At 30.3% G+C, this 23895-nt stretch carries 20 protein-coding genes and 1 other RNA gene; 17 read left to right on the forward strand and 4 right to left on the reverse strand.

The window, feature by feature from the left end; genetic code table 11:
- Positions 1 to 90: 90 nt before the first annotated feature.
- From tpiA to ACEXNK_RS13015, 10 genes are all read left to right on the forward strand, one after another.
- The gene (gene tpiA / locus ACEXNK_RS12970) at positions 91 to 837 is read left to right on the forward strand and encodes a triose-phosphate isomerase (protein WP_373598969.1); all 747 of its coding nucleotides are present in this window, start codon (positions 91 to 93) and stop codon (positions 835 to 837) included.
- Positions 838 to 849: 12 nt separating this feature from the next.
- Positions 850 to 2379, forward strand: a complete 1530-nt coding sequence (gene gpmI / locus ACEXNK_RS12975; RefSeq protein ID WP_373598970.1) for a 2,3-bisphosphoglycerate-independent phosphoglycerate mutase — start codon at positions 850 to 852, stop codon at positions 2377 to 2379.
- A gap of 107 nt (positions 2380 to 2486) precedes the next feature.
- A complete protein-coding gene (eno, locus tag ACEXNK_RS12980; protein WP_373598971.1) occupies positions 2487 to 3779 on the forward strand; it encodes a phosphopyruvate hydratase in 1293 nt (430 codons plus the stop codon).
- 215 nt (positions 3780 to 3994) lie between these two features.
- Entirely contained in the window at positions 3995 to 5134 is a 1140-nt protein-coding gene (locus tag ACEXNK_RS12985; protein ID WP_373598972.1) for a glycerate kinase family protein, read from the forward strand.
- 22 nt (positions 5135 to 5156) lie between these two features.
- Complete coding sequence (locus ACEXNK_RS12990) at positions 5157 to 6419, forward strand: GntP family permease (RefSeq protein WP_373598973.1); 1263 nt, start codon at positions 5157 to 5159, stop codon at positions 6417 to 6419.
- A 92-nt stretch (positions 6420 to 6511) separates the two neighbouring features.
- Positions 6512 to 6733 (forward strand): preprotein translocase subunit SecG, encoded by a 222-nt coding sequence (secG, locus tag ACEXNK_RS12995; RefSeq protein ID WP_373598974.1) that lies wholly within the window; start codon positions 6512 to 6514, stop codon positions 6731 to 6733.
- Between the two features lie 220 nt (positions 6734 to 6953).
- A complete protein-coding gene (gene rnr / locus ACEXNK_RS13000; protein ID WP_373598975.1) occupies positions 6954 to 9089 on the forward strand; it encodes a ribonuclease R in 2136 nt (711 codons plus the stop codon).
- A 417-nt stretch (positions 9090 to 9506) separates the two neighbouring features.
- Positions 9507 to 9962: an SsrA-binding protein SmpB gene (gene smpB / locus ACEXNK_RS13005; protein ID WP_373598976.1), complete on the forward strand. Its 456-nt coding sequence runs from the start codon at positions 9507 to 9509 to the stop codon at positions 9960 to 9962.
- 125 nt (positions 9963 to 10087) lie between these two features.
- Positions 10088 to 10435: a transfer-messenger RNA gene (gene ssrA / locus ACEXNK_RS13010) on the forward strand.
- A gap of 329 nt (positions 10436 to 10764) precedes the next feature.
- On the forward strand, positions 10765 to 12693 hold the full coding sequence (locus tag ACEXNK_RS13015) for a carbohydrate-binding domain-containing protein (protein WP_373598977.1): 1929 nt from the start codon (positions 10765 to 10767) through the stop codon (positions 12691 to 12693).
- A 319-nt stretch (positions 12694 to 13012) separates the two neighbouring features.
- On the opposite strand, the gene ACEXNK_RS13020 is transcribed toward ACEXNK_RS13015, so the two are convergent.
- Together ACEXNK_RS13020 and ACEXNK_RS13025 are read right to left on the reverse strand one after the other, a co-directional pair.
- Positions 13013 to 13699 carry a DUF4956 domain-containing protein gene (locus tag ACEXNK_RS13020; RefSeq protein WP_373598978.1) on the reverse strand — a complete coding sequence of 229 codons (687 nt, stop codon included), beginning with the start codon at positions 13697 to 13699 and terminating at the stop codon, positions 13013 to 13015.
- Positions 13693 to 14445, reverse strand: coding sequence for a polyphosphate polymerase domain-containing protein (locus ACEXNK_RS13025; protein ID WP_373598979.1), 753 nt, complete (start codon positions 14443 to 14445; stop codon positions 13693 to 13695). Before ACEXNK_RS13025 ends, ACEXNK_RS13020 begins: the two co-directional genes overlap by 7 nt.
- A gap of 331 nt (positions 14446 to 14776) precedes the next feature.
- Here ACEXNK_RS13025 and ACEXNK_RS13030 point away from each other — a divergent pair, with 331 nt between their 5' ends.
- From ACEXNK_RS13030 to ACEXNK_RS13050, 5 genes are all read left to right on the forward strand, one after another.
- Positions 14777 to 15739: a helix-turn-helix transcriptional regulator gene (locus ACEXNK_RS13030; RefSeq protein WP_373598980.1), complete on the forward strand. Its 963-nt coding sequence runs from the start codon at positions 14777 to 14779 to the stop codon at positions 15737 to 15739.
- A 77-nt stretch (positions 15740 to 15816) separates the two neighbouring features.
- The gene (locus ACEXNK_RS13035) at positions 15817 to 16443 is read left to right on the forward strand and encodes a type 1 glutamine amidotransferase family protein (RefSeq protein WP_373598981.1); all 627 of its coding nucleotides are present in this window, start codon (positions 15817 to 15819) and stop codon (positions 16441 to 16443) included.
- 206 nt (positions 16444 to 16649) lie between these two features.
- Positions 16650 to 17978, forward strand: coding sequence for a glycerol-3-phosphate transporter (gene glpT / locus ACEXNK_RS13040; protein ID WP_373598982.1), 1329 nt, complete (start codon positions 16650 to 16652; stop codon positions 17976 to 17978).
- 182 nt (positions 17979 to 18160) lie between these two features.
- Positions 18161 to 18883, forward strand: coding sequence for an HAD family hydrolase (locus ACEXNK_RS13045; protein WP_373598983.1), 723 nt, complete (start codon positions 18161 to 18163; stop codon positions 18881 to 18883).
- A 285-nt stretch (positions 18884 to 19168) separates the two neighbouring features.
- Entirely contained in the window at positions 19169 to 20614 is a 1446-nt protein-coding gene (locus ACEXNK_RS13050) for a DEAD/DEAH box helicase (protein WP_373598984.1), read from the forward strand.
- Between the two features lie 32 nt (positions 20615 to 20646).
- On the opposite strand, the gene ACEXNK_RS13055 is transcribed toward ACEXNK_RS13050, so the two are convergent.
- Positions 20647 to 21222 (reverse strand): TetR/AcrR family transcriptional regulator, encoded by a 576-nt coding sequence (locus ACEXNK_RS13055; protein ID WP_373598985.1) that lies wholly within the window; start codon positions 21220 to 21222, stop codon positions 20647 to 20649.
- 176 nt (positions 21223 to 21398) lie between these two features.
- On the opposite strand from ACEXNK_RS13055, the gene ACEXNK_RS13060 reads away from it, so the two are divergent.
- A complete protein-coding gene (locus ACEXNK_RS13060) occupies positions 21399 to 21830 on the forward strand; it encodes a hypothetical protein (protein ID WP_373598986.1) in 432 nt (143 codons plus the stop codon).
- Between the two features lie 49 nt (positions 21831 to 21879).
- Entirely contained in the window at positions 21880 to 22629 is a 750-nt protein-coding gene (locus tag ACEXNK_RS13065; RefSeq protein ID WP_373598987.1) for a flavodoxin family protein, read from the forward strand.
- Between the two features lie 170 nt (positions 22630 to 22799).
- Here ACEXNK_RS13065 and ACEXNK_RS13070 read toward each other — a convergent pair whose 3' ends face one another.
- Complete coding sequence (locus ACEXNK_RS13070; protein ID WP_373598988.1) at positions 22800 to 23855, reverse strand: uroporphyrinogen decarboxylase family protein; 1056 nt, start codon at positions 23853 to 23855, stop codon at positions 22800 to 22802.
- Positions 23856 to 23895 lie beyond the last annotated feature (40 nt).

Below are 23895 nucleotides of genomic sequence, written 5' to 3' on the forward strand. Positions count from 1 at the left end.
AATATAGATTAGTGATGATGCACTACCACATATCATCACTAATCAAAAATTATCAATACTATAACATTTATAGTAATGGAGGAAAATAAAATGAGAAAACCTATAATAGCAGGAAACTGGAAAATGCATAAGACTATAGCAGAAGCTGTAGAATTTGTTAATGAAATAAAAGGAAAAGTAAATAATACAGATGTAGAAGCAGTTATATGTGCACCTTTTACTTTATTAAAAGACTTAAAGGAAGCTACAAAAGGAACTGATATAAAAATAGGTGCTCAAAATATGCACTATGAAGATAAAGGTGCTTTCACAGGTGAAATATCTGCACCAATGTTAAATGAATTAAATATAGATTACGTAGTACTTGGACACTCTGAAAGAAGACAATACTTCAATGAGACTAACGAAACTGTAAATAAAAAAGTTTTAAAAGCTTTAGAAGCAGGAATAGATCCAATATTATGTATAGGTGAAACTTTAGAAGAAAGAGAAGCAGACAAAACTAAAGATGTTTGTAAAGTACAAACTGAAAAAGCTTTAGAAAACGTAACTGCTGAAGATATGAAAAAAGTTGTTATAGCATACGAGCCAATATGGGCTATAGGAACAGGAAAAACTGCAACTGCTGAGCAAGCTAACGATGTAATAGCTTACGTAAGAGAAGTTGTAAAAGGATTATACGGAGAAGAAATATCAGAAGAAGTAAGAATACAATATGGCGGAAGTGTTAAACCTGCTAATGTAGCTGAAATAATGAATCAATCTGATATAGATGGAGCTTTAGTTGGTGGAGCTAGTTTACAATCAGCTGACTTTGTAGAGCTTGTTAATTTCTAAGGAGTGAAAGACATGAAAAAACCAGTAGCATTAATAATAATGGATGGTTTTGGTTGTAGTGAAATAAAGGTAGGAAACGCTGTAGCAAGTGCTAACACTCCTAACCTAGATAAATTACATGACAACTATCCACATACTTTAATACAAGCTAGTGGACTTGATGTAGGTCTTCCAGATGGACAAATGGGTAACTCAGAAGTAGGGCACACAAACATCGGAGCAGGAAGAATAGTATATCAAGATTTAACTAGAGTAAGTAAAGCAATAGAAGATGGAGACTTATTCCAAAATGATGTTTTATTAGAGGCTATGAAAAATGGAAAAGAACATTCACTTCATTTAATGGGATTATTATCTGATGGTGGAGTTCACTCTCACATAGACCACTTAAAAGCATTAATAAAAATGGCAAAAGAAAATGGTGTTGAAAACGTATATGTTCACGCATTTACAGATGGTAGAGACACTGAACCAAAAAGTGCTTTAACTTATATCGAAGATGTAGAAAACTACATGAAAGAAGTAGGCGTGGGTAAATTTGCATCAGTATCAGGTAGATACTATGCTATGGATAGAGACAAGAGATGGGAAAGAATACAATTAGCATATGATGCTATGGTAGATGGCAAAGGTGAAACTGCTACTTCTGCAAAAGAAGCAGTTGAAAAAGCTTATGCTGATGATAAAACTGATGAATTCGTACTTCCAACTGTAATAGTTGAAGATGGAAACCCAGTAGGTCTTATAAAAGAAAATGATTCTATAGTATTTGGAAACTTTAGACCAGATAGAGCTAGACAAATAACTAGAGCATTAGTTTGCGATGAATTTGTTGGATTTGAAAGACCATGTATGAAAACTTACTTTGTATGTTTAACTACATATGATATAACTATAAAAAATGTTCATGTAGCATTTAAACCACAAAGTTTAGAAAATACACTAGGAGAGTATTTAGCTAAAAATGGTAAGACTCAATTAAGAGCTGCTGAAACAGAAAAATACGCTCATGTTACATTCTTCTTCAATGGTGGAGTAGAAGAGCCAAACCAAGGAGAAGAAAGACTATTAGTACCATCTCCAAAGGTTGCTACTTATGACTTACAACCTGAAATGAGTGCTGAAGAATTAACTGAAAAAATATTAAAAGCTATAGATGAAGATAAATATGACTTTATAGTACTTAACTACGCTAACCCAGATATGGTAGGACATACTGGAGTAGTAGAAGCAGCAGTAAAAGCTGTAGAAGAAGTAGATAAGTGTGTAGCAAAAGTTACAGACAAGATATTAGAAAAAGGCGGAGTTTCTTTAATAACTGCTGACCATGGAAATGCAGAACTTATGCAAGATCCTGAAACTAAAACTACTGTAACTGCTCACTCAACTAATCCAGTACCTTTTATAGTTGTAGGTGATGAATATAAATCAGCTAAACTAAGAGAAGATGGAAGATTAAGTGATATTGCACCAACAGTACTAGACTTAATGAATATAGATAAACCAGAGGAAATGACTGGGGATTCATTAATAGCAAAATAATTTAAAATGTTTGAAAATTTTTCAAAATAAACTATTTTTTGTAAGAAACTATAATATAATAAAAATATATTTAAAATAAATATATAAACTTGAAAGGAGACATAATTATGTCATTAATCGATTTAGTATACGCTAGAGAAGTATTAGATTCAAGAGGAAATCCAACTGTAGAAGTTGAAGTAGTATTAGAAAGTGGAGCAACTGGTAGAGCTATAGTTCCATCAGGAGCATCAACAGGAGCTTTCGAAGCAGTTGAGTTAAGAGATGGAGATAAATCAAGATACTTAGGAAAAGGTGTTGAAAATGCAGTTAACAATGTTAATGAAATAATAGCACTTGAATTAGAAGGTATGGATGCAACTGACCAACCTGGAATAGATGCATTATTAATAGAGTTAGACGGAACTCCAAACAAAGGTAAATTAGGAGCAAACGCTATATTAGGTGTTTCTATGGCTGTAGCTAGAGCTGCTGCTGAAGAAGTTGGTTTACCATTATTCCAATACATAGGTGGAGTAAATGCTAAGCAATTACCAGTTCCAATGATGAACATAATAAACGGTGGAGAGCATGCTGATAACAACGTAGACGTTCAAGAGTTCATGATATTACCAGTAGGAGCTAAGTCTTTCAGAGAAGCTTTAAGAATGGGTGCAGAAGTATTCCACTCATTAAAGAAAGTTTTAGCTGATAACGGATTAGCTTGTGGTGTTGGTGACGAGGGTGGATTCGCTCCAAACTTAAACTCTAACAGAGCTGCTTTAGAATTAATAGTTGATGCTATATCAAAAGCTGGATACGAGCCAGGAAAAGACGTTATGTTAGGACTTGACGTTGCTGCTACAGAAATGTACAACAAAGAAACTAAAAAATACGTTTTAGCTGGAGAAGGTAAAGAGTTAACTGCTGAGCAAATGGTTGATTTATACGAAGATTGGTCAAACAACTTCCCAATAATAACTATAGAAGATGGATTAGATGAAGAAGATTGGGATGGATGGAAAGTATTAACTGAAAGATTAGGAAACAAATTACAATTAGTTGGAGACGACTTATTTGTTACTAACACTGAAAGATTAGAAAGAGGAATAGAAGCTGGTGTTTCTAACTCTATATTAATAAAAGTTAACCAAATAGGTACTGTAACTGAGACTTTAGATGCTATAGAAATGGCTAAGAGAGCTGGATACACTGCAGTTATATCTCATAGATCAGGGGAAACTGAAGATACTACAATAGCTGACTTAGCAGTAGCTGTAAATGCTGGTCAAATAAAAACTGGTGCTCCATCAAGAACTGATAGAGTTGCTAAATACAACCAATTATTAAGAATAGAAGAAATGATTGGAGAGTCTGCTAGATACTGTGGATTAAAATCTTTCTACAACTTAAAGAAATAATCCTATAAAATAGATAAATGCTTAAAAGGAGCCTTAGAAAATTCTGAGGCTCCTTTATTTATGTATAATTTTAACAAGAAGGCTTTTCTTTTCAAGTATAATAGAATAAAATATAATTCACTGAAAAATTTTTAAAATCAAATTTTATAATTTATTTTAAAAATTTAGAAATTATCTCATTTAAAATAAGCATATGTGTGAAAGGAGAAAGAGTTATGAAAGTAGTAATTGCAATAGACTCTCTAAAGGGAAGCTTAACTTCTATAGAGGCAGCAACTGCTATAAAACAAGGAATATTAAATGTTGATGGAAATATAGACATAGAAATTAAACCATTAGCAGATGGAGGAGAAGGTACTGTTGAAGCATTAGTTGAAGGTATGAATGGTGAAATTAAAACTATATCTGTAACAGGACCTATATTAGAAAAAGTAGATGCTACATATGGAATACTAAAAGATACAAACACAGCCATAATAGAAATGGCACAAGCATCAGGATTACCATTAGTACCACAAGATTTAAGAAATCCACTAAACACAACTACCTATGGAGTTGGAGAAATAATAAAAGAAGCTATAAAAAAAGGATGTAGAAATTTTATAGTCGGAATTGGTGGTAGTGCTACAAACGATTGTGGAATAGGAATGCTTCAAGCTTTAGGATTTGAATTTTATAACAAAGAAAACAAGTTAGTTGGATTAGGTGGAAAAGAATTAAATGAGATAAAATACATAAAAACAAATAATAGATTAAAAGAACTAGATGAATGTAAATTTAGAATAGCTTGCGATGTAAATAATCCACTATATGGAGAAAATGGAGCGGCTTATATATATGGACCTCAAAAAGGTGCGACAGAAGAAATAGTTAAAGAATTAGATGAAGGATTAAGAAATTTTGCAAAGGTAGTTAAAAGTGACCTAAACAAAGATATTGCAAATGTTGAAGGTGTTGGAGCGGCAGGAGGATTAGGCTTTGGATTTTTAGGATTTTTAAATGCAAAATTAGAATCTGGAATAAAAATAATATTAGACGAGATTAAATTAGAAGAATCAGTAAAGAATGCAGATATTGTTATTACAGGAGAAGGTAGATTAGACAACCAAACTGCAATGGGTAAAGCACCTATAGGAGTTGCTAAACTTGCTAAAAAACATAATGCAAAAGTAATAGCAATTGCAGGTTGTACTACAGAAGATGCAGTTGAATGTAATAAAGAAGGAATCGATGCTTATTTTTCTATAGTAAATTCAACAATGAGTATAGAAGAAGCTATGAAACCAGAAATTGCAAAAAATAATATTATACAGACAGTAACTCAAGTATTTAATCTTATTAAAATAATGAAATAAAATGACAGAAGGATAGACAACAATGGAAGTACAAATAACAACAATAGGGGCTTTGTTAGGCCTTTTAGTAGCAATAATATTAATAATAAAAAAGATACATCCTGCTTATAGTTTAATACTAGGAGCAGTAATAGGTGGACTAGTAGGCGGAGCAGGACTTACTGGTACAGTAGACGTAATGATAGATGGATCAAAATCTATAATGCCTGCCATACTTAGAATAATAACATCAGGAGTTTTAGCTGGAGTTTTAATAAAAACTGGAGCAGCAGCTAAAATAGCTGATCAGATTATAAAGACATTAGGAGAAAGAAGAGCATTATTTGCACTTGCTTTATCGACTATGATACTTACTGCAGTCGGAGTATTTGTTGATGTAGCTGTAATAACAGTTGCACCCATAGCACTTGCCATAGCTAAAGAATTAGGATATCCCAAAATGGCAATACTTTTAGCTATGATAGGTGGAGGAAAAGCTGGGAATATAATATCTCCAAATCCAAATACTATATCAGCAGCAGAAAACTTCGGAGTAGATTTATCTTACTTAATGGCTGCAAACTTACTACCAGCAATAGCAGGACTAATAGTTACAGTAATAATAGCTAAGTTTTTAGCCAAGAAATTTAAACATGAAAAAATAGAAGAATTAAGTTCAGAAACAGAAAATATAGAATTGCCATCATTCTTTGGGGCTATAATAGGACCAGTTGTTGCAATACTATTACTAGCACTTAGACCAATAGCTAATATTGAAATAGACCCACTTATAGCACTTCCTATAGGAGGGATAGTAGGAGCTTTAGTTATGGGTAAAGCTAAAAATATTAATGAATATATAACATTTGGGTTATCAAAAATGATGCCAGTAGCAATACTATTAATAGGAACAGGAACAGTAGCAGGAATAATAAAAGCATCTACATTACAACAAACAACTATAATGTTATTAGATGCAATGAATATGCCCGCATTTTTATTGGCTCCAATATCAGGAATATTAATGTCAGCAGCAACTGCATCTACTACATCAGGAGCAACGATAGCTTCTGCAACTTTTGCACCAACTATAATAGGAGTTGGAGTATCACCAATAGCAGGTGCAGCTATGGTTCATTCAGGAGCAACTGTTTTAGATCATTTACCTCATGGATCTTTCTTCCATGCAACAGCAGGAGCGACTAATATGAATATAAATAGTCGTTTAATGTTGATACCTTATGAATGTATAGTAGGATTAGTGATGACTGTAGTATCTACTGTTTTTTGGGGTATTATAATATAAACAAGATTGGCTTAATAGCTTGAATGTAGCGGTGTATTGTGCTACACTAAAATTATGAAAAACTAGAGATTAAAAATTGTAGGAGGATAACTATGGGCAATTTTTTAATGGGTGTACAAATAGTGCTATCTGTAGTTTTAGTACTTAGTATATTACCACAAGATACAAAAAGTGCTGTGCCTACTGAATTTGGTGGAGAAGGAACACAAGCTTACTTCAAACCAAAAGGAAAAGAGGCTTTTCTTGCTAGAGTAACTAAAATAACAGCTGTGTTATTTTTCTTAAATGCAATAGCATTACTTTTAATAAAGTAAAAACTAAATTAAGTTCAAACATAAGATGACAATTACGAGATTCGTAATTGTTTTTTTATTAGTAAGTCTTCAACAAAAATTTACCAAAATAGGCAAATAATGATATAATCTAGTGATAGTCAATATATATGTTATTTATATAAAGAAAATGGGAAATATATTTTATATATGCATAAAATAAATTAATAAATAAATTTGAAAAAGATGAGGAGGAAATAAAATGGGTGAAGAGCTAAAAGCAAAATTGATAGGACTTGTATCAGAAGCAGCGTATAATCCTCTTAAAAAAGAAGAATTAGCAATGATATTTGATATACATCATACAGAAATGCCTATGTTTTATAATTTCTTAGATGAATTAGTAGAAGATGGATATCTAATCCTTACTAAAAAAGGAAAATACACATCTCCAAACCAAATGGGACTTTTCGTAGGAAAGTTAATATCTCATAAAAAAGGATTTGGATTTGTAGAATCTGATGAAGAATATAAACAAGATTTATTCATACCAGCAGATAGTTTAAATGGAGCTATGCACAACGATAGAGTAATAGCAGAAATAACAGCTGAGGCAACTGATGAAAAAAGAGCTGAGGGTAGAATAATAAAAGTAGTAGAAAGAGCTATAACAGATGTTGTAGGAACTTTCCAAAATTGCAAGAACTTTGGATTTGTAGTGCCGGATAATAAGAAGTTTAATAAGGATATATTTGTACCTAAGAAATTCTTCAATGGTGCAAGAGAAAATGATAAAGTTGTTTGCAGAATAACTCAATGGCCAACTGAAGATAGAAAGCCAGAAGGTAAGGTAGTAGAAGTAATCGGACAAAAAGGTGATAGATACGTAGAAATTACTTCAGTAATAAGAGAGCACGGATTACCAGAAGAATTCCCTAAGAAGGTATTAGATGAAGCTGAGAAGGTAGCTGTAGAAATACCACAAGAAGAAATAGATAGAAGATTAGATATAAGAGATATGAACATATTCACTATAGATGGTGAAGATGCAAAAGATTTAGACGATGCTGTATCTATAGAAGTTTTAGATAACGGAAACTACAAGTTAGGAGTTCATATAGCTGACGTTACTCATTATGTTAAAGAAAAGAGTAAGTTAGACAAGGAAGCTTTAAAGAGAGCTACATCTGTGTACTTAGTTGATAAGGTTATACCTATGTTACCTAAGACTTTATCAAATGGAGTATGTAGTTTAAATCCGTTTGAAGATAAGCTTACATTATCTGTATTTATGGAAATAAACCATAATGGTGATGTTGTTAAGCATGATATAAAAGAAACTATTATAAATTCAAAAGCTAGAATGACTTATACAGAAGTATCAGATATTCTTGAAAAAGATGATGAGAAACTTAAAAATACATTTGCTAAGGTTGTAGATGATTTCTATAATTCTGAGAAGTTAGCTAGAATTTTAATGAAGAGAAGAGAAAAACGTGGAGCAATAGATTTTGATTTCCCTGAAGCTAAGATAATATTAAATGGTGATGGGGATGTTGTTGATATAAAGAAATATGAGAGAAGAATATCAAACAGAATAATAGAAGAGTTCATGTTAATAACTAATGAAACTGTTGCAGAGCACTTCTTCTGGTTAAATATGCCGTTTGTTTATAGAATACATGAGACTCCTGCACAAGAGAAAATAGAGACTTTAAATAAGTTTATATCTACTTTTGGATATGTTATAAAGGGAGACTTAGAGAGTGTTCATCCAAAGGCATTACAAGGAATAATTGAGAAGATACATGGTAAGACAGAGGAAAAAGCTATAAGTACTATTATGTTACGTTCTTTAAAGCAAGCTAGATATTCACCAGAAGCTTTAGGGCATTTTGGATTAGCTGCACAATATTATTCTCACTTTACTTCACCAATAAGAAGATATCCAGATTTACAAATCCATAGAATTATAAAAGAGTTCTTAAATGGTAAGTTAACACCTAAGAGACAAGAACAACTAGCTCAGATAGTTGATTATGCTTGTACTCAATCTTCTGAGAGAGAAAGAGAAGCAGAACTTGCTGAAAGAGATGTTAAGGACATTTATAAGGCTAGATATATGGAAGATAAGGTTGGAGAAGAATTTGAAGGTATAGTTTCTAGTGTTACTTCATTTGGTATGTTTATAGAGCTTGATAATACTGTTGAAGGTTTAGTTAGACTTGCTGATATGAGTGATGATTATTATATCTTTGATGAGGATAGTTTCACTATTTTAGGTGAGAGAACTAAGAAGCTTTATAGAATTGGTGATGTTGTTAAGATTAGAGTTGATAAGGTCAATGTTGACTTTAAAGAAATAGATTTTGCTTTACTTGGGAAAGTAGAGGAATAGTTAGTTAGCAAGGCTTGGCGAGGCGTTTAGTAGTTGTTTCCTTCACACAAAGACCTAAAGAGCGCGGTCTTTAAGTGTTACGTCAACAACTACTAAACACCTCGCATTTTTGTTAACTAATATTTGTGTGTGGGTGTATAGGGATTAAGTTGTTGTTTCCTTCACACAAAGACCTAAAAAGAGCGGTCTTTAAGTGTTACGTCAACAACAACTTAATACCTATCCCTTTTTTATAGCTAACATTATGTGTGAGGTGGGCAATTAATATATTTTAGGAGAGAAAGTTGGTAGAAGGATAGTATATATGGGTATATAGTTACATATAATAGTATTAGCTTAAAAATCAGTTTGACTAGTAGGGTTATATATGGTATATTTTAAGGGTGAATATTGAAGTGAAGGATAAGAGGTGATTGTATGGCAGGTGTTAAGGTTTTAGCTACTAATAGAAAAGCTAGACATGAGTATTTTATAGAAGAGACTTATGAGTGCGGTATTGAGTTAAAGGGTACTGAGGTTAAGTCTATTAGACAAGGTAAGCTTAACTTAGCTGATGGTTATGCTTCTGTTGATAATTCAGAGGTTTTCTTAAAGCAGGTTCATATAAGTCCATACGAGCAAGGTAACATTTTTAATGTTGATCCTCTTAGAGTTAGAAAGCTTTTACTTCATAAGTCTGAAATTAGAAAGCTTATAGGGGCTACTACTATTAAAGGGTATGCTTTAATTCCTTTAAAGGTTTATCTGAAAAATGGTAAGGTTAAGGTAGAGCTTGCGTTAGCTAAAGGTAAAAAATTATATGATAAACGTCAGGATTTAGCTAAGAAAGATGCTAATAGACGTATCGAGAGAGAGTTATCTGGTAGATACTAGTATTAATTCCAATGAGATAATATTGCTTTTGTTTTGAAAAAGTTTTATTATATATATAACAACTTAATAAAAAAAATGGTGAAAATAAAGTTTGCGAAAGAGTCTCAGGACTATAAAACTACCACGGGGGCGTAATGGTTTCGACGTGGGTTTGGAACTTGAGGCTGCGTGTCGTGTTACTCTGGGTCACGTAAAAACTGGGGAATTTAAAATAAACGCAAACGATAATTACGCTTTAGCAGCATAATGCTGCTAGTCCCGCCGCGCCCTCCTGCCGGCTAGGCCTGGACTTCATTTATGCAGGGAACTACTTTCGAGGTGTCTCGACCGAAAGTGGATTAATTGGGACTGGTCAATCACATAGCTTGCCACTGGGCGATGTGTGCGACGAGATTTAAATCAGCTGGCTACGCACGTAGATGCAGCGAGGAAAAGACTTGCGGACAGGGGTTCGACTCCCCTCGTCTCCACCATTTAAATCCACGAAAACTCATATTCATTTGAATATGAGTTTTTTATTGCAAGAGCATTATGATACTTTAAAAACTGTAGCAAATTTCTGTATAATAGTAATATGAATAGGTATAGAATATATAAAAGTCACAAAAATATAAAAAATATATTTTGAAATTATCTAAAATCATTTTAAATATTTAATCTAACATCATATATAGGTTTATCACATAAGTAAAAAACTCTTTGGTTAATATGCTGTTTTAAGTTTAGTTTAAGGTGTAGTTGTTATTGTATTCTTTAGATAAGAAACTTGAATTAAATAGACACTATTTATGGAGGATTAATCATGAATAAAAAACTAATAGCAACATTATGCGCATTTTCATTAGCAGTAAGTGTAACGGGATGTTCAACAAAAAATAACGATACTACATCTACAAAAACTAATACAACGACTCAAGTTATAGATACAACAAAAAGTGAAGAAATAAAAGAAGTAGATACTTATATAGAACTTGGAGATAGCATAAATATTAAAGGGGAAGGTGCTACAGTTGAAAATAACGTAGTAACAATAACAACAGAAGGTACCTATAGTATTAGTGGTGAACTAAAGGATGGTCAAATAGTAGTAAGTGCAGGAGAAGAAGATAAGGTTCAGATACAATTAAATAATGCAAGTTTAACATGTTCAAACAGTGCACCAGTATACATTAAAAGTGCTAAAAGAGTAGTACTAGCATTAAATGAAGGAACTCAAAATACTATAACAGATGGTAAAGATTATGTATTAGAAGATGATACAACAGATGAGCCAAATGCAGCAATATATAGTAAAGATGATCTTACTATAGCAGGAACGGGTTCGTTAATAGTAAATGCAAACTATAATAATGGAATTACTAGTAAAGATGACTTAAAAATAGAAGGCGGACAGATAACAGTAAATGCTGTGGGTGATGGATTTAGAGGAAAGGATTCTATCACAATACTAGATGGTAAAATAACGATAGATGCTAAAGAAGATGGGATAAAATCAAGTAATGCTGAAGACGCAGATAAAGGATATGTATACATTGCAGGTGGGACTCTAAATATTACATCAGGTCAAGATGGAATACAAGCTGAGAATAATATAGTAATATCTGATGGAGAAATAAATATAGTATCTGGAGAAGGTAGCGAAAATAGTAGTAATAAAAGTGAAGGATGGGGTAATTGGGGTGAAATGCAACCTAAAGGAGGAGAACAAGCACCTGGTGGTAAAGCTTTAGATAGTAATTCAACAACTTTTACAGAAGAAACAGATACTACTAGTGCAAAAGGTATAAAGGCAACTTCTAACATTACTATATCAGGAGGTAAGATAAACATTGATTCATCAGATGACTCTATCCATACAAATGATAGTGCAGTTATTAATGGAGGAACAATGAACCTTGCTTCAGGAGATGATGGTATACATGCAGACTCTACAATAGAAATCGATGGAGGAGATATAAATATTACCAAATCTTATGAAGGAATTGAAAGTCAATCAATAACTATAAATGATGGAAATATACACTTAGTAGCAAGTGATGATGGAATCAATGCAGGTGGAGGAAATGATGGTTCTGCAACTAATGGAAGACCAGGAGAAAATAATTTTAATTCATCTAGCACATGTGAAATAGCTATAAATGGCGGAGATACAGTGATAGATTCTAGTGGAGATGGGTTAGATGCAAATGGAGATATGACAATAACAGGTGGAACTACAATAGTAAATGGTCCAGAAAATGGAGGAAATGGAGCCTTAGATTATGATGGTACGTGTGATATAAGTGGGGGTATTTTAATAGCAGCAGGTAGTGTAGGTATGGCACAGTCACCTAGCTCAACTTCATCTCAAAACACAGTAAACGTAGCTTTATCATCACAATCAGCTAATACTATAATTCATATAGAGGATGAAACAGGAAATGATATAATTACATTTGCACCATCAAAACAATACCAATCAGTAGTAGTATCATCACCTGAATTAAAAACAGGATCAACATATACAGTATCATACGGAGGGACTTCAACTGGAGAAGTTAAAGATGGATTATACTCTGATGGTAAATATTCAGAAGGAACAGAATCTACTAGCTTTACAGTATCAGATACAATAACTAACTTAGGAACAACTGGTTCAGGCAACATGGGTGGACCTAGACCAGATAGAAATAGTAATATACAACCTCCAACAACACAAAACAATACAATAGATAATACTCAAGTACAGTAAAATAAATAGCCAAAAAGGACTATAACAATTATCGTTATAGCCCTTTTTAGTATCAATTAAATTATTGTAGAGGAAGCCTACTATAAAATTACAATCTTTTCCCAAATTACTTTTAGCATAAATCTTACCTTTATGTTGAGTTGCTATTGACTTAGCTAGAGATAGCATTTCATTAATCAAATCATCCTCAGTTATTATAGTAGTAGTCCTTTCAATGAAGTATTTTAATACATCAAATTTTTTTGAAGTTAATGTAAGAGATGTGCCATTAACCTCTAGATTAATATAAACCCCTTAAAATAATTTTAAGGGGTTTATACTAACTGTAAGCATTATTTTCAAATCCTGCAAGAGTTAAAACTATATTTAAATTTCCATTTCTACATCTTAATTCATCAATAAACTTCTTTTGATTTACATCTTGTTTTAATTGGACCTTGTAGTTTAATTCAAATAAAGCTCCAAAATCTCTAGTTTTAATTCTTTCTATACTGTATGAATTTGCGTATTTGCTTAAGATATCTTCAAAAGCATCTTCATAGTTTAAATCTTCTGGAATAGTTATTTTAAGTTGCATACTCTTATTCTTAGGTGTTGCAAAATCAGTAAATTCAATTATTACCATAACAGCGCATAAGATAGTAGTAAATATTACAGCATATCCAATATAGCCCATACCGCAAGTCAGACCAACTGCTAAAGTAAAGAATACATAAGCAATATCTTTAGGACTGCCAGGAGCACTTCTAAAACGAATAATTGAAAATGCACCAGCTAAACTAAATGCACTAGCAACATTATTTCCAACCAATAGAATTATCATTGCTATTACTACAGGCAATATAATAAGAGTAGTAGTAAAACTTTGATTAGAAGTATCTTTATTTGTCATAATATATACAAAACTAATTGCAACTCCCAATGCGATGGATGAGAATATTACAATTAAAGTATTTGCAAGAGTAATTGATTCTCCAGTCGTTGATGAAATTATTGTTTCTAACATATTTTTTCTCCCCTTTTCAAATCTATATTTGAATTATTTAAGCAGTAATTCATAAATTCATTTCCATATTTTGAAAAATGTGTATTATAAATTTCTAATTCAGTAAGTATTCTAGTAAACCATAAAGGCATAGCTTTTAGAATTTTCACTTCCATTAAATATATACCGTCATCCAAAATAGGATATCCAAAGCTACCATCCTCTAAAGATAAATCATCACGCCTGGTAATAATTTTAGAATCAAAAGTTAATCTGAAATCTTTATCGTCCTTAGCAAAGAAAGCTTTTCTAGAGTAGCTAATATATACTTTAGGAATGACCTTATTTTTTTCTAGGTAATATTTTATTTCTTTAATAACTTGTTTATTTAAATAATTACTACAAATAGGCTCAACACCATAGGTAAGAAATTTGTAAGCATCATCTAAAGTAAGTACAACCCTCCTTTTATTTACAATACCATTAATTTTCTTTTTAAGCTCTAAGAAGACTTTATCATCGAGACTAGAAGGAATACTATAACTTCGAAGTCTTAGTTTTTCTTTATAATAAGGCTTACTAATAGAGTGTCTAATAACATCATTATTAGTAGTATCGTAATATATATTGTAGATAGAGTAATTTTTATCAAACTCACAATGCTCATCTGGTTTCATATACTCTAGAAGTTTTGGAATTAATACATCATATTGTTCTTGATTTAAAATGAATTTTTTTTCATAACGTTTAAATGATTTAATTGCCATTTTAAAACCTCCTTAAAATTTTTTAGTATTCCATGCAACTTTATTGTATAAATTAAACCTTAAGCAAAGCTTAAAACTCAAAATGATACCGTTAAGAAAATATAAAATAATTATAATTTGTTTGGCAGTAGAGTATAGCCTCACAAAATAATCATTTATTTAGAATTCACACATAGTTAAATTAATCGTGGGTATGATTTTTGAGAATCGTCTCCACCATTGAAATTCACGAAAAGATATCAGCTATTTAGCTGATATCTTTTTTATTTGTAAAAATCAATACATGAGTTATATAATAACTTTATACAACGGATATAAAGAGGTGAATCTCATGGCTAAAATTGATAACATGATGTCTATACTGTGGATGCTAAGATCCGATAAAAAAGTTACAGCGAAGCAAATATCTGAAAAATTAGAAATAAACATAAGGACAGTATATAGATATATTGATATGCTTTCTGCTAGTGGAGTACCTGTAATTTCAGATGCTGGGCATAATGGTGGGTATAGCCTTTTAAATGATTTTATCAAAGCACCCCTTTTTTTTGATACAAAAGAGCAAGTAGCCTTATTTCATGCAGCTATATTAGCAAAAGAAAATGGATATTTTTTAGATGAAGCATTAGATAAAGCAACTTCAAAACTAAAAATGTATTCAAATCAAAAACAAGAAGAAACTTTAAAAAAGCACTTAATAGGATTTGAAGTAATAAAACCTATAGGAATGATACCTGCAGAATATGTACTTAAAACTTTGGAAAGTAGTATAGTAAATGAGTTATCTGTAGAAATTAACTATCGTACAGGTCGTGAAGAAAAATCAAAATGGAGGATTATAAATCCATATGGAATTGTTCATTGGAATAACAATTGGTATGTAGTAGCATTTTGTCAAATGAGAAATGAAATTCGTAGCTTTAGAGTAGATAGAATTAATAACATTATAGAAACAACAAATACTTTTAACAGACAAAAGGAATTTTCAGCAAGTGAGTTTTTTATAAAAGGAATTGTGACTAATATAAAAGGAAATCAAAATCTGATTCCACTAGTTATAGAGGGAGATATAAATGCGCTAGATAATTTATGCCAGCATTGGTTTTTAGGATATTATTTAAAAGAAAGAACTACGAATAAATTAATATTTATGCTTCCAGAAGAAGTAATATTTACATATATACCAAATATAATTTTACCTTATGGAAAATCAATACAAATAGTTGAACCATTAAGTCTAAAAGAAAAAATAATTGAAAATTTATTTGAATTAATAAATCATTATCAAATTTAATAACTTAACTGACAGAAGATGTCAGTTAAGTTATTTTACAATTAAGTATATTAATTAATCAAATAAGGAGTAAAAATATGAAAAATAGAAAAGTGTATATGTATGTATTTGATACTATGTCAGATTGGGAAGTAGGGTATCTAACGGCTGAATTAAATACAGGGAGATATTTTAAAAAAGGATTAAAACCTTTAAAAGTAACTACAGTAGGAATTGATAAGAATCCCATTATGACAATGGGAGGATTAAAAGTTTTACCTGAAATTACAATAGATGAGTGTAATGTTGAAGTTAATGATTTATTAATTTTACCAGGAGGGGATACTTGGACATCGAAAGTTCATGAAAGTATATTAGAAAAAACTAAAGAAGCTTTGACACAAGGATCAGTAGTTGCAGCTATCTGTGGAGCGACATTAGGTTTAGCTAAAACTGGGTTATTAGATTCTAGAAATCATACAAGTAATGATTTAGAATTTCTAAAAATGGTAAGACCAAATTACACTGGAGAAAAATATTATAAAATGGAATCTGCAGTTAATGGTGAAAATTTAATTACTGCTTCAGGAACGGCACCATTAGAATTTACGATTCAAGTTTTAAAAGTTTTAGATGTTTTTAAAGAAGAGGCATTAAGTTCATGGTTAAATCTTTATAAAACTAATGACCCAAAATATTTTTTTGAATTGATGAATTATAGCTAAGAAATGAAAACGTTAACAAGAATTTGCTGAAAAATGTTGAAATATAAGGTAAAATATGGTAATTTTATATTGGAGACAAAAATTTAGGAAAAATACAATATAACGTGCGTTAGAGAATAGGAGTCAAGCACAAGCCTTAACATATTAGTTAATAATACTAATATAGGCTTAGCTTGGCTTTTTTTAGCGTAAAAGGAGGATCTTTAATGTTAAAATTTTTAAAACCAGCACCATTTGTAAAAAGGTTACCTCAAGAAGAGATAGATTCAACATATAAGAGATATCGTATTCAGGTATTTATAAGTATTTATGTAGGATATCTTTTATACTATTTTGTAAGAAGCAATTTTGCATTATCGAAGGTATATCTTATAGAACAAGGATTTACAAAAGCTGAAATAGGGCTTGTAGCATCAGCTTTAGGAGTATCCTATGGTATTAGTAAATTTGTAATGGGGAATGTATCAGATAGATCTAACCCAAGATATTTTCTAGCAATAGGTCTTATAATGTCTGGGGTAGTAAATTTATTTTTACCAAATGCAACTAATGTTGCTTTTATGTTTGTTTTAATGTTATTAAATGGATGGTTTCAAGGAATGGGATGGCCTCCATGTGGTAGGATAATGACTCATTGGTTTTCAGATAAAGAACGTGGTGTAAAAATGTCTATTTGGAACACTGCACATAATATAGGTGGAGGATTTATAGCTACAGTTGCATTAATTGGGGTATCATTATTTGGAACATGGAAAGGTACTTTCTATTTACCAGCAATAATAGCAATTATAGGTGGACTAGTATATATTATATTTGCGAGAGATACTCCGCAATCTGTGGGGTTACCACCAATTGAAGAATATAAAAATGATTATCCAGAATATGAGCTTGAGGGTGTAAATGCTGAAGAAGAACTAAGTGCTAAGGAAATTTTATTTAAGTATGTATTAAACAATAAACTTTTATGGTGCATAGCTCTGGCAAACGTTTTTGTATATTTGGTTAGATATGGTGTTATAAATTGGGTTCCTACATATCTTCAAGAAGTTAGACATTTTAACCCAGAAGAGTCTTCTGTAGCATTTGCATTATTTGAATATGCAGCTATACCTGGAACTATTATAGTTGGATGGATTAGTGACCATATATTCCATGGTAGACGTGCTCCAATGGGTGTAATATGTATGGTTGGAGTAGCTATAGCAACAATGGTATATTGGAAAAGCACAAGTCCTTTTGCTATAAATTGTGCATTGGCATCAATAGGAGCGTTAATTTATGGACCTGTTATGTTAATAGGAGTAAGTGCACTAGATCTTGTACCTAAAAAAGCAGCAGGAACTGCAGCAGGATTTACAGGCTTATTTGGGTATATGGGAGGACAGGTTTTAGCCGAGCTTGCAATGGGTATGGTAGTTGATAGATATAATTGGGATGGAGGATTTGTAATGTTAATAATATCTTCAGTCTTAGCAATAGTATTTTTATCATTTACTTGGAATGCTCATAATACAAAAGAGAAAGCTAATGCTTAACTAAGTATATAGTACATATAAAAAATAAATAATAATTAAGAAAACTGTGGGTATGGTTTTTGAGAATCATCTCCAGCATTTAAATACAAGAAAAGATATTATCATAATTTTATGGTAATATCTTTTTTATTTATAAAATAATATTGTATAAAAGGTAAGCTTAAACTATGGAGGCTACATTTATGAACATGATAAAAGTTATATTTTTTGATATGGGAAATACATTATTACACTTTCATTATGGAAAAACTGACAATGAAAAAGATATGGAAGGATTAATACACGTAACTCAATATTTAAATAAATTAGATGAAAATATTACATTATACGAAGTTAAGAATGAGTTTTACAATACGTGGATGGAAGGGATAAAAGATAGAAAAATAACATACAAAGAATATCCTATAGAAGAATTTTTAAATAAATTTCTTCATAAATATAAAATAAATCTAACCAAAGAACAATGTATAGAAATTATTAATTTATTTTACACAGAATATAGAGAACAAGTGTATTTTGAAGAGGATATTTATAAAACATTAGATAAACTAAAATCTAAGGGATATAAAATAGGTATTATATCAAATACTTGTTATTATGATGAAGTTATGATAGAGTGCTTTAAAAAAGTGAAAATTTATAATTTAATTGATAGCTTTACATTTAGTTATTCATTAAGGGTTGGAAAGCCTAACAAAAGTATATTTATAGAAGCTCTTAATAAAATGAATATTGCACCAGAGGAATCTGTTATGGTTGGAGATAGTTTAGAAAAAGATATTAAACCTGCATTAGATATAGGAATGAACGCTATATTATACAATAGTAAAAATCATATTGAATATATCGATAATAAACCATACAAAGAAATAAATAAAATTTCACAATTACTAAATATTTTATAGTTTATTTTTATAATTAATATAGTATAATGTAAAGACATAAAAAAGAAATTATAATCTTTTGGATGAGAGTGTGATTTCTATGTATAAATAACTGAATTATTTTTTATTAGAGTCACTCTTATTGCCAGTAAGAGTGATTTTTAGTTTATTGTAAATAAAATCTACAAGTATGCTAATAAATATATAATTAGGAGAAGTATGATTTTTGTGATATTATTGAGTAACAAATATAGAGTATCGAATTAATATGAAAATATTTAAATAACACAAAGGAAAATAATATAAATGACAAAAACAAATTTTAAAGATTATAAATTAAGTAGTGAAATACTAAAATCTATTAACATGCTAAACTACAAAACACCAACAAAAGTTCAGCAAGAAGTAATACCAGTTGCACTAGAAAACAAAGACGTATTAGTAAAATCACAAACAGGAAGTGGTAAAACAGCAACCTTTGCAATACCACTATGCGAACTAGTTGATTGGGATGAAAACAAACCACAAGCACTAATACTTACACCAACAAGAGAACTTGCAATACAAGTTAAAGACGATATCTTCAATATAGGAAGATTCAAAAGAATAAAAGTACCAGCACTATACGGTAAATCATCTTTTGCACTACAAGCAAAAGAATTAAAACAAAAAACTCATATAGTAGTTGGAACACCAGGTAGAACAATAGACCATATAAAAGAAGGAAACTTTGTAACAGATAATATAAAATATCTTGTATTAGATGAAGCAGATGAAATGCTTAGCATGGGATTTTTAGAACAAGTAGAAGAGATAATAGAAGCACTACCTAAAAATCGTGTAACTATGTTATTTTCAGCAACTATGCCAGAAGACATAGATGCACTATCAAAAAAACATATGAAAGATCCTGTTACAATAGAAATCAAAGCAAAAACTTTAACTGTAGATAGAATACAACAGGATGGATATAGAATAGAAGAAACAGGTAAATTAAATTTATTAAAAGATATAACAACAATAGAAAATCCAGATAGTTGTGTTATTTTCTGTAACACTCAATCAAAAGTAGAAGCTATATACAAAGAATTAGTAAAACTTAAATACCCATGTGATAAAATACACGGTGGTATGGAGCAAGATGAGAGAATAAAAGTAATGAATAACTTTAAAAAAGGATACTTTAGATACTTAATAGCAACAGATGTAGCTGCTAGAGGTATAGATATAGATAATATTACTCATGTAATAAATTACGATGTACCTGTATTAAGAGAAAACTATGTTCACAGAATAGGTAGAACAGGGCGTGCAGGTAAAGAAGGTAGAGCCATTACTTTTGTTATGAAATCTGATGAAAGACGTATAGCCGAAATACATTCTTACACAGGAAAAGAATTAACAATGAAACTGAAACCAAGTAAAAGACTTGTTATGGAGTTAAAACCTGAGTTTGATAAAAAGTTAGAACAAAGACAAAAAGTTAAAGAAGATAAAGGTGCAAATTTAAGCCAAGATATTATGAAGATACACATAAATGCTGGTAAAAAAACTAAGATGAGACCAGTTGATATAGTAGGTACACTTTGTAGTATAGAAGGTATGACAGCACAAGATATAGGTATTATAAGTGTACTTGATATATCTACTTATGTTGAAATATTAAACAATAAAGGTGAGATGGTACTAAAAGTATTGCAAACGAAAAATATAAAAGGTAGACCAAGAAAAGTAAGTAAAGTAGAAATGTAATATATTATAATACAAAATCTATTGAAGCAAACTTATAAAAATAAGTTTACTTCAATAGATTCTTTTGTTTGAGTAGAAATAATATTAGCTAACTCATCAGGTGGTATGTTCTTATCATTTTTAATCCATTCAGTTAAAATACTTATAGAGTTTGATACTCTCATTTCAATAAAATAATTAATATGAGAGCTAATAACTGTATCTTTATTTATTGAAGAAATATCAACGAAAAATTGTACTTCTTTAGTTAAATATTTCTTTATTATATTATCACGATTTGCTTTAATAAGTAATTCGATAACCTCTGAATTATCATACCAATACATAAGAAAAGGCTTTAAAAATGACTTAACCTCAATATCATTTAATTTATAAAAATCAATACAGTATTGACGAAACTCCTTAAATTTTTCAATACATTTCATTTCTAAAACATCATCTATAGTTTCAAAATTTCTATAAAAAGTTGTTCTTCCAAGGTTAGCTTTATTAGTTATATCAGTAACTGTTATTTTAGAGTAATCTTTAACCTCCATCAATTCTTTTAAGGCCTCATACATCCATTCACTAGATTGAATGGAACGTTTATCTCGTTTTTTCTGATACATATTTAATCCTCCTGTATCACAAGTCTATATATTATTGAGAATTATTATTTTAGATTATATAATATGTTTAAATGTGAAACAAGTGTAACGTAAAAATAAATATGAAGGATAAAAATATTGTTATATATAAACAATTAATAAATGTAAAAAGAATAAAAAAAGGGAGATGATAAATAATGGAAATATTATCAATAGCTATTAGCATATTTATTTTATTAGAATTATCGAATGTAATTATTTTATATTTTAAACCCGACTCTAAATTAGGAAATGGGGTTGCAGTATTTAATGCTTGGGAAAAATCAAAGAGTGATCCAGAAATGCACAGTTTTATTGAATATTTAGTATACTGGGTAGCTGGAACAAAACTAATATTTATTGTGTTATTAATAGTGATTTTACTTACAGGAAGTGATACAACAAAGTTATTAAGTGTAGTTGCTTTAATATTATCAATAGCCTCTTTTTATTGGAAGTTGTACCCTATAATTAAGCAATTAGATGAGAAGAATGAAATTACACCAAAAGGGTATTCTAAAACTCTTGGAATAATGATAGGAACATTTATAGCTGTGTTTTGTTTAGTATTAGCATTAAATATTTTATAAAAACATCGTTAGTATATTCTTAATAACCATATTAATGAAGGAGAAACAAATGAAAAAGATATTATTAATAAATTCTAGTAAGAGAAAAAGAAATACTTATAAGCTTTTAATATCGATAGAAAATATACTAAAAAACAAAGGCTATGAAACAGAACTTATTAATCTTCATGATTATAAAATAGATTTTTGTAAAGGCTGTGAAGTATGTATATTAAAAAGTAATTGTTTCATAAAGGATGATTCAAATAAAATTATGCAAAAAATAATTGAAAGTGATGGATTAGTGATAGGTACTCCAGTTTATCTGAATAATATGAGTGGAATACTAAAGGCTTTTATTGATAGAACGTGTAGCTGGTTTCATAGAAGTGAAGTTGCTCAAAAACCAACTTTAATTCTTGCAAATACACAAGGGTCAGGTATTAAAAGTACATTAAAATCTATAGAAGAAGTTATGATTCAATGGGGTGTTTGTTTAGGAGGAACTATATCTAGAAATGGTAGGAATTTCAATCAACCAATTGAAGAAAAAGAATTATCAAAGTTTATTGAGTTGATAAATTATAACTCTAAAGCATACTCACCTAGATTAAAGGAAATTTATACTTACAATGTTCAAAGGACTTTAGCTACAAATATTTTTCCAGTAGACAAAGAATATTGGAAGAGTAAATCATGGATTGATACACCATATTTTCCAAATGCAAAGCTTAATGCTATGCAAAGATTGTACGGTAATGGAATTTATAAAATGCTATGTAAAGTTATAAAGCCTGTTGGCGAAGATAATAACAAGTAATATAATAACTAATTTGTTTGAAGTTTAAGGTATAGAGCAAAGTGAGTTTATTTTGATGTATGAGAATTTTTATAATAATAAAAAATTTAGATTGATAATATACAAATATTAAGTTAAAAAAACTCCTTTATGTTATTGATATTATCGTAAAGGAGTTTTTTGCATAAAAATTAATAACATCCACAAGTTTGAACTGCTTTTAACATAGCATATAAATTTAGTGGAGGTGTATTTGGTGGCAAATCACAAGATGGCATTAAAACAAACCCACCTGGATGATACTTCATTTTTTCTATTATATCCTTAGATACATTAAAAACTTCATTAGGTGTACCACTTTGAATTACATGTGTTGGAACATTTCCACCAATAATATAATCATCACCAAAACTTTTAGCAACCATTTCAATATCTAGCTTTTCACTAACACTTACAAAACTTCTATCAGGTAAATTTAATTCTTTAAAATAATCAATATTACGTTTATGATCTCCACAAAGATGAACACTATAACTAGGTATTCCTTTTTCTTTAAATTTATCATGTATCTCAACTATATATGGAAGACTAAACTTCTCAAAAAGCTTTGGAGATATCAATGTATTTGACTCTAACGGATAGTTTGAAGAAGCACAACAATTATCAACTCCAAACTCATCTATATATAAATCTGCAACTTTTAACAAATAGTCAGTTGTTAATCTAAGTAGTTCATGAACTAATTCAGGTTCTTTATAAAACCACTTCATAAGCAATGATGTATCAACTATTTCACCTACTATTTCTAGAGGAGAACCAGCAGGTACAGAAGCAGAAAGACCTTCTTTTTTAGCTATTTTATAAAACTCTAATCTTTTATTAAAAGCAAAAGCATTGTGTATATCAGGCATACAAAGCTTATCAATATCAATTTTACTTTTTATAATAGGTTCTAATTTTGGAATACAGACATGTGCCCCCTCCACAAAAGTCAAATTACTACCAAAATCCCATCCTATCCAACCTGGTAAGTCAAATCCAGGAGAACCATCGCAACCATGCAGCTCTATACACAGTTTTTGAGCATCAAAAGATTTCTGTTGATTTAAGAAAAATTCTTCAGAGGAAAGTCCTGAAATGGTACCGGCATACATAGTAGATGCTGAAATAAAAGGGACTCTATCAATTTCTTTACCTAATATAAGGTTGCTCATTCTTTCTTTTGAAGTAAGTTTGTCAATTTTCATAATATACCCCCTATGTAGTAGGTAAATTATAGCATATTTA

Source organism: Paraclostridium bifermentans (assembly GCF_964259345.1).
Lineage (GTDB): Bacteria > Bacillota > Clostridia > Peptostreptococcales > Peptostreptococcaceae > Paraclostridium > Paraclostridium bifermentans_B.

Bases quoted from the DNA above. Each gene is read 5' to 3' on its own strand.
- eno (WP_373598971.1), top strand. From the start codon at position 2,487: ATGTCATTAATCGATTTAGTATACGCTAGAGAAGTATTAGATTCAAGA.
- ACEXNK_RS13030 (WP_373598980.1), top strand. From the start codon at position 14,777: ATGGCTAAAATTGATAACATGATGTCTATACTGTGGATGCTAAGATCC.
- gpmI (WP_373598970.1), top strand. From the start codon at position 850: ATGAAAAAACCAGTAGCATTAATAATAATGGATGGTTTTGGTTGTAGT.
- ACEXNK_RS12990 (WP_373598973.1), top strand. From the start codon at position 5,157: ATGGAAGTACAAATAACAACAATAGGGGCTTTGTTAGGCCTTTTAGTA.
- ACEXNK_RS13055 (WP_373598985.1), bottom strand. From the start codon at position 21,222: ATGTATCAGAAAAAACGAGATAAACGTTCCATTCAATCTAGTGAATGG.
- smpB (WP_373598976.1), top strand. From the start codon at position 9,507: ATGGCAGGTGTTAAGGTTTTAGCTACTAATAGAAAAGCTAGACATGAG.
- ACEXNK_RS13015 (WP_373598977.1), top strand. From the start codon at position 10,765: ATGAATAAAAAACTAATAGCAACATTATGCGCATTTTCATTAGCAGTA.
- ACEXNK_RS13070 (WP_373598988.1), bottom strand. From the start codon at position 23,855: ATGAAAATTGACAAACTTACTTCAAAAGAAAGAATGAGCAACCTTATA.
- ACEXNK_RS13050 (WP_373598984.1), top strand. From the start codon at position 19,169: ATGACAAAAACAAATTTTAAAGATTATAAATTAAGTAGTGAAATACTA.
- tpiA (WP_373598969.1), top strand. From the start codon at position 91: ATGAGAAAACCTATAATAGCAGGAAACTGGAAAATGCATAAGACTATA.
- ACEXNK_RS13025 (WP_373598979.1), bottom strand. From the start codon at position 14,445: ATGGCAATTAAATCATTTAAACGTTATGAAAAAAAATTCATTTTAAAT.
- ACEXNK_RS13035 (WP_373598981.1), top strand. From the start codon at position 15,817: ATGAAAAATAGAAAAGTGTATATGTATGTATTTGATACTATGTCAGAT.
- glpT (WP_373598982.1), top strand. From the start codon at position 16,650: ATGTTAAAATTTTTAAAACCAGCACCATTTGTAAAAAGGTTACCTCAA.
- ACEXNK_RS12985 (WP_373598972.1), top strand. From the start codon at position 3,995: ATGAAAGTAGTAATTGCAATAGACTCTCTAAAGGGAAGCTTAACTTCT.
- rnr (WP_373598975.1), top strand. From the start codon at position 6,954: ATGGGTGAAGAGCTAAAAGCAAAATTGATAGGACTTGTATCAGAAGCA.
- ACEXNK_RS13045 (WP_373598983.1), top strand. From the start codon at position 18,161: ATGAACATGATAAAAGTTATATTTTTTGATATGGGAAATACATTATTA.
- ACEXNK_RS13065 (WP_373598987.1), top strand. From the start codon at position 21,880: ATGAAAAAGATATTATTAATAAATTCTAGTAAGAGAAAAAGAAATACT.
- ACEXNK_RS13020 (WP_373598978.1), bottom strand. From the start codon at position 13,699: ATGTTAGAAACAATAATTTCATCAACGACTGGAGAATCAATTACTCTT.
- ACEXNK_RS13060 (WP_373598986.1), top strand. From the start codon at position 21,399: ATGGAAATATTATCAATAGCTATTAGCATATTTATTTTATTAGAATTA.
- secG (WP_373598974.1), top strand. From the start codon at position 6,512: ATGGGCAATTTTTTAATGGGTGTACAAATAGTGCTATCTGTAGTTTTA.